This window comes from Paenibacillus sp. P2(2022) (assembly GCF_029522175.1).
In the GTDB taxonomy this organism is placed as follows: Bacteria; Bacillota; Bacilli; order Paenibacillales; family Paenibacillaceae; genus Paenibacillus; species Paenibacillus polymyxa.
This window is the reverse complement of sequence record NZ_JAKWFI010000001.1, coordinates 1,591,506-1,598,434: the sequence shown is the minus strand read 5'-3', so window position 1 is coordinate 1,598,434 and position 6,929 is coordinate 1,591,506. Positions and strand designations below refer to the sequence as shown.

Sequence of the window (6,929 nt, the reverse complement as noted above, 5' to 3'; positions counted from 1 at the left end):
TTATGAGACGTATCCGCTGTATGAAATTCAAGCCTTGACCGAGCAAAAGCAAGAGCTGATCAACCACATTATCGTGTTTGAAAACTATCCGGTGGAGGAGCAGGTCGAGCAGCTTGGCGAAGGTGCAACGTCGGATTTTGTAATCAGCAATGCAGGCATGATTGAACAAACGAACTATGATTTCAATCTGGTCGTTATGCCGCAGGAAGCGATGAAAATCCGATTTGAGTACAATACGAAGTTATTTGATCGGGAAGCCGTGGAACGGACTCAGGGCCATTTAATACAGCTACTGGAACAAGTGGTAGCGAATCCGGACATTCGGGTGCAAGAGCTGGATGTGTTAAGCGAGCAAGAACGCGAGCAAATTCTCAGCGTATGGGGAGATACAGCCGCCGAGTATCCAAGCGAGCAAACGATCCATGGTCTGTTTGAGACACAAACGGCGCACACACCAGAGCAGCCAGCGTTGTACTTCGAAGGAGAGCAACTGAGTTATCGCGAGCTGAATGAACGCGCGAATCGTCTGGCTCGTACCTTGCGCAGTCAAGGTGTGACGAAAGATCGTTTGGTGGGTCTGATGACCGAACGCTCAGTAGACTTGATCGTGGGTATGTTAGGCATTTTGAAAGCCGGAGGTGCATATGTCCCAATCGATCCGACGTACCCAGAGGAGCGTATCCGCTATATGTTGGACGACTCGGGAACAGAGCTGTTGTTGACGCAAAGCCATCTGGTGGACAAGGTAGCTTTTGACGGTCACATGCTGGTGCTGAATGGGGCACAAAGTGTGTATCACGAGGATGGTTCTAACCTGGAGCCGTTGTCCGGTCCGAACGATCTAGCGTATGTGATCTATACGTCGGGTACGACGGGGCAGCCGAAGGGTGTTATGGTGGAGCATCGCAATGTCGTACGTTTGGTGAAAAATACAAACTACGCGCAGTTGGATGCTGACACGCGCATATTGCAGACAGGCGCTATTGTTTTCGACGCATCCACCTTCGAAATTTGGGGATCTGTATTAAACGGTGGACAGCTTGTGCTAGTGAGTCAGGATGTCATTTTGGATGTGCTCAAACTTAAGGATGCTGTCCACAGCTACGGCATTACCACGATGTTTTTGACCACACCGCTCTTTAACCAGCTGTCTCAACAGGATTTGACGCTGTTCGAGGGGATACGGGAGCTGCTGGTCGGTGGTGATGTAATGTCCGTACCACATATGAACCGGGTGCTGGAGGCCCATCCATCCCTGCGAATTAGTAACATCTATGGCCCGACTGAAAATACGACCTTTTCAACAGTGCATGCGATCATCGGTGTGCAATCGGAATCAGTGCCAATTGGCAGACCGATCCATAATTCGACAGCGTATGTCGTGGACCATTCGATGCGGCTTCAGCCCGTCGGGGTATGGGGTGAACTGTTGGTAGGCGGTGACGGGGTGGCACGTGGATACCGCAACCGTCCGGACCTGACGTCCGAAAAGTTCATCGACAGCCCGTTCCGCAGTGGAGAACGCTGCTATCGCACAGGCGACATGGTACGCTTGAATGCAGACGGTACGCTGGAATATAAGGGGCGGATCGACGCGCAGGTGAAAATTCGGGGCTACCGAATCGAACTGGGCGAGGTAGAAACGCAGCTGTTGAAGCTGGAGGCAGTGCAAGAAGCTGTGGTCATCGCACGAGAAGATGAGCAAGGGCAAAAGCAGCTCTGTGCTTATGTGGTCGCTAATGAGGAAGTTGTCGCAAGTGTGCTACGCAGCACTTTGAGCCAGAAGCTGCCAGGTTACATGATCCCTTCCTATCTGGTACAGCTGGAGCAGATGCCGCTGACACCAAACGGCAAAATCGACCGTAAGGCCCTGCCAGCACCAGAAGACAGCCTGCAAACCGGAGCCGACTATGTTGCACCGCGAACGTGGGTCGAAGTGAAGCTGGCGCAAATTTGGCAGGATGTGCTAGGCCTGACGCAGGTCGGCGTAAAGGAAAACTTCTTTGAGATTGGTGGACATTCACTGCGGGCGACGACACTGGCCTCGAGGATTCACAAGGAGCTGAACAAGCCGCTTCCCCTGCGCAGTATTTTTGAAGCACCAACGATTGAGCAACTGGCCGTTGTATTGGAACAGCTGGATCAAGTGACGTATGCGTCCATTCCGGTAACGGAAGAGCGTAGCTTCTATCCCCTGTCTTCAGCGCAAAAACGACTGTATGTGTTGCATCAGTTCGATCCACATGATGTGAACTACAACATGCCATCGGTGCTGCAAGTGAACGGTCCGCTGGACGTGAAGCGAGTGGAACATGCATTCCGTCAACTGATCGCCCGTCATGCGACGTTGCGCACCCGCTTTGATCTGATCGACAGTGAGCCTATGCAATGGGTTGAGGACACTGTGCCGTTCGAGGTGGAATATACGAAGGTACAAGCAGAAGGTGCGACTACGGATACAGACACGAGGGTCGGCAAGGAAGTGGATGAGCTGGTGAGTTGCTTTGTCCGTCCGTTTGATCTAAAAGCTGCGCCGCTGTTGCGGGTGGGCCTAGTAGATCTGGGCGTATCCGGAACTGAGCAGGAACCGCAGCATGTACTCATGCTCGACATGCACCACATCGTTTCGGATGGGGTGTCTATGGGGGTACTAACTAATGAATTTGTCCGCTTGTATGACGGTGAACAGCTAGCGCCATTGCGGATACAGTACAAAGATTATGCTGTATGGCAACAAAGTGAGACCCATCAGGAATGGATGCAGCGTCAGGAAGCCTACTGGCTGGACACCTTCCGGGGGGAACTTCCTGTACTGGATCTACCGACGGACTTTGCCCGTCCGTCGATACGAAGTACGGCAGGCGATGCCGTGGTGTTTGGGCTGGAACGCGAAGTGAGCGAACGCCTGAAGGAACTGGCGGCGCACACAGGCTCTACCCTGTATATGGTGCTGCTGGCGGCATACACCGCACTCTTGCATCAATATAGTGGCCAAGAGGACATCGTTGTCGGCACGCCGATTGCCGGACGACCGCATGCCGATTTGGAGCCAATCCTCGGGATGTTCGTCGGTACGTTGGCATTGCGAAACTATCCGACAGCGGAACATACCTTCCGCAGCTACGTGGAAGAAGTGAAGGTTCGGGCCCTGCAAGCCTACGAACATCAGGACTATCCATTTGAGGAATTGGTGGAAAAGCTGAATGTGAAGCGGGATATGAGCCGCCATCCATTGTTCGATACGATGTTTACTCTGCAAACGACCGAGGAAGGCGAACTGCAACTGGCAGACCTGAGCTTCCGTCCATACGGCTTGGAGCAAACACCAGCGAAGTTTGACTTTACGCTGGAAGCCAGAGAGGAAGAGGCAGGCATCCAGTTCGGATTGCAATATGCAACTGCGTTGTATCAACGGGAAACCGTTGAACGGATGACACGTCACTTTATTCGCTTAGCCGAAGCCGTGGCGGCAAACCCGGATGCGAAGCTGGGTGAGCTGGAACTGATTACGGCGGAAGAAACCGAACAGATTCTGAAGGTGTTCAATGATCCGAACGCGCACAGCGTGCGTGGAACACTCCAAGGTCTGTCGCTCAGCGAGCGTTTTGAAGAGCAAGCGAAAAACAGCCCTGAGCGGATAGCCGTTGTATCTGGGGACATAGGTCTAACCTACGCTGAGCTGAATGAGCAGGCGAACCGGTTGGCCCGTGTGTTACGGGCAGAAGGAGTTGAAGCAGATCAACCGGTAGGCGTACTGCTGGAACGTTCTGCGGATCTTCTGGTGAGCATTCTGGGGGTACTGAAGGCCGGAGGCGCGTATGTGCCAATGGATACGATGTATCCACAGGAACGGATCGACTACATGCTTCAAGACAGTGGGGCCAAGGTCGTGATCACCAGCAGAGTTGCCAACCTGTCACTCGAACTGCCATCGACAGTACAAGCTATCGTTCTTGACGATGAGGACGTTCAAGCTCAATGGGGAGCACAGGATGCGAGCAACCTGATCCCTGTCGCCGGCCTGCATAACCTGGCCTATATGATCTACACGTCAGGTACAACCGGTCAGCCGAAAGGGGTTATGATTGAGCAAGGCAGTGTCGGCAATCTGGTAGATGCTCTGTATGAGCGAGTGTACAGTCGGTATGATCAGCCGCTTCACATCGCATGGCTGTCCGCATTTGTATTTGACGCTTCGGTGAAGCAAATCTTTGCCAGCTTGCTGCTAGGTCATACCCTGCATGTGGTGTCCCGTGACGTCAGCCTGAGCGGAGAGCATTTGATCGCCTACTACCGCATGCACCGGATTGATCTGTCGGACGGCACACCAGCGCATCTGCATATTTTGAACGAAAGCGTCAATGTGACAGAAGCGCCGGATGTGAAGCATTACCTGATCGGGGGCGAAGCCTTATCCGTGCAGCTGGTACAGGGGTTCCTGCACAAATGGTCCGGGTATCATCCGGTCATTACGAACGTGTATGGTCCGACCGAAGCGACCGTAGATACGACCGCCTATACGATTGAAGATGTAGAGTCGCTGAATGTACTGCTGGAAAAAGGGGAGCACACGGTATCCATCGGAACGCCGATAGCCAACCAGGCTGTGTACATCTTGAACACTCGACAACAGCTGGTACCGATGGGGATCGCGGGTGAACTTTATATAGGAGGGGCAGGTATCGCACGAGGATACCTCAACCTGCCGGAACTGACGGCTGAGAAGTTTGTCCCGAATCCGTTTGCTGATGCGACGGCCGCTGATCCAGCGGACAGCACTTACGCAAACCAGATGTACCGGACAGGCGACCTGGCACGGTGGCTGCCGGATGGCAGTATCGAGTATTTAGGCCGGATCGACCATCAGGTCAAAATTCGCGGGTATCGGATCGAGCTGGGCGAGGTGGAAGCACAGCTGCTGACCGTGGACGGCATTCAGAAAGCCGTAGTCACAGCATGGGAAAACGAGGACGGACACAAGGATCTGTGTGCCTATATCGTAGCTTCGGAGTCGCTGAGTCTACCAGAACTGCGGAATGCGCTGCAGCCGAAGCTGCCGGATTACATGATCCCGACGTATGTGGTACAGCTGGATCGTTTCCCTCTGACGCCAAACGGGAAAATTGACCGGAAGGCATTGCCAGCACCGGAAGCACGCCTTGAAGGAGGCCTAGAGTATGTGGCACCGCGGACGCCGCTGGAGGCCAAGCTAGCCCAAATCTGGCAGGATGTCTTGAAGCTGTCCAGCGTCGGAGTCACCGACTCATTCTTCGATGTGGGGGGACACTCCCTGCGGGCCACGACGCTGGTGGCCAAAATCCATCAGGAACTGGGCAGCCGAATTACACTGCGTGAGGTGTTCCAGCACTTTACGATTGAGCAGCAAGCCCAGCTGATCACCGCGCAGGGCACAGACACCTATACGGTGATCCCTACAGCTGCCAAACAGTCTTACTATCCGGTCTCCTCAGCGCAAAAACGACTGTACATTTTGAGCCATCTGGACGGTGGGGAGGTCAGCTACAATATGCCGGGTGTATTAGTCGTGGAGGGGCCGCTTCAGGCAGATCGACTGGAGGATGCGTTCCGTCAGTTAATAGCCCGCCATGAAACGCTGCGAACTTCCTTTGAAATGATGGATGGTGAGGTTGTTCAGCGAGTTTACGATCAGGTAGCGTTTGCAGTAGAGCGCCTGCAGGCCCATGAGTCTGAAGCAGAAGCCTATATCGAGTCTTTTGTACGCAGCTTCGATCTTCAGCAGGCACCTCTGCTGCGTGTCCGTCTCATTCAAACCGGACCCGAACGTCACCTCCTGATGTACGACATGCACCATATTATTTCAGACGGTGTGTCGTCTAACAATATCGTGCAGGAGTTGGGACAACTGTACGAGGGACAGGCCTTGGCGCCGCTGCCCATTCAGTACAAGGACTATGCCGTGTGGCAGCAGCAGGAAATGCAGCGTGAATCATACCAACGCCGGGAACAGTTCTGGCTGGAGCATTTAGCCGGAGAGTTGCCTGTACTGGAGCTGCCGATTGCTTACCCTAGACCTGCTGTTCGCAGCTTCGAGGGAGCAATGTATGATTTTACTGTTGACTCGAATGTATCCGAGCAACTGCGCCGAATCGCGGCACAGACTGGAAGTACGCTGTACATGGTGCTACTGAGTGCCTATACCGTCCTGCTGTCCAAATACAGTGGTCAGGACGATTTGATCATTGGTACGCCGGTAGCAGGCCGCTTGTTGCCTGAACTGGAGCCACTGATCGGCATGTTCGTTAATACACTAGCCATCCGGCACCAGCCGCAGGGCGACCAAACGTTCCACAGCTACCTGCTGGAAGCCCGAGAACGTACGCTGCAAGCCTTCGAGCATCAGGATTATCCGCTTGAAGAACTGGTGGAAAAGCTGGATGTAGCGCGGGATGCAAGCCGTAATCCGTTGTTTGACACTGTGTTTGTACTGGAAAATACAGAGTCACAGGAAGCGCAACTTGAAACGCTGTCCTTTAGTCCTTATGTTAAGGAACACAGGACCTCCAAATTCGATTTGACCTTGTCCATGAGTGATGAAGACGGGCAGATCAAGGGTTCCTTTGAATATTGTACGAAGCTGTTTGGCGCAGATGCTATTGAACGATTAACCGGAGATTTGATAGCGATCCTGTCCCAGGTTGGAGCTAATCCAGATTTGCTATTAAGCGATATTCAGGTGAACTCGGACGAGCAGCCGGAAGGCTTCTCGCCGGATTCCATCGACTTTATTTTCTAAATCAGTTTTCATTTTTCTAAAAAGAAATGATTTCAGTTTGCAGGCAAGGGTAGCGGCTCAAACCGACGGCCCTGGCCTGCAAAATATTTTTTCCTGATATAACAACGATCCATTCTCATTTCGTTGTTCTCTCAAGTTTCGAAACATGCTCAGT

Annotated in this window: 1 protein-coding gene; it reads left to right on the top strand. The window is 53.0% G+C overall.

Annotated features, from left to right (window positions below; genetic code table 11):
- Positions 1-6,775: amino acid adenylation domain-containing protein (locus tag MMB75_RS07030; protein WP_481857093.1), on the top strand; the 6,775-nt coding region annotated here is incomplete at its 5' end.
- Between the last annotated feature and the right edge of the window lie 154 nt (positions 6,776-6,929).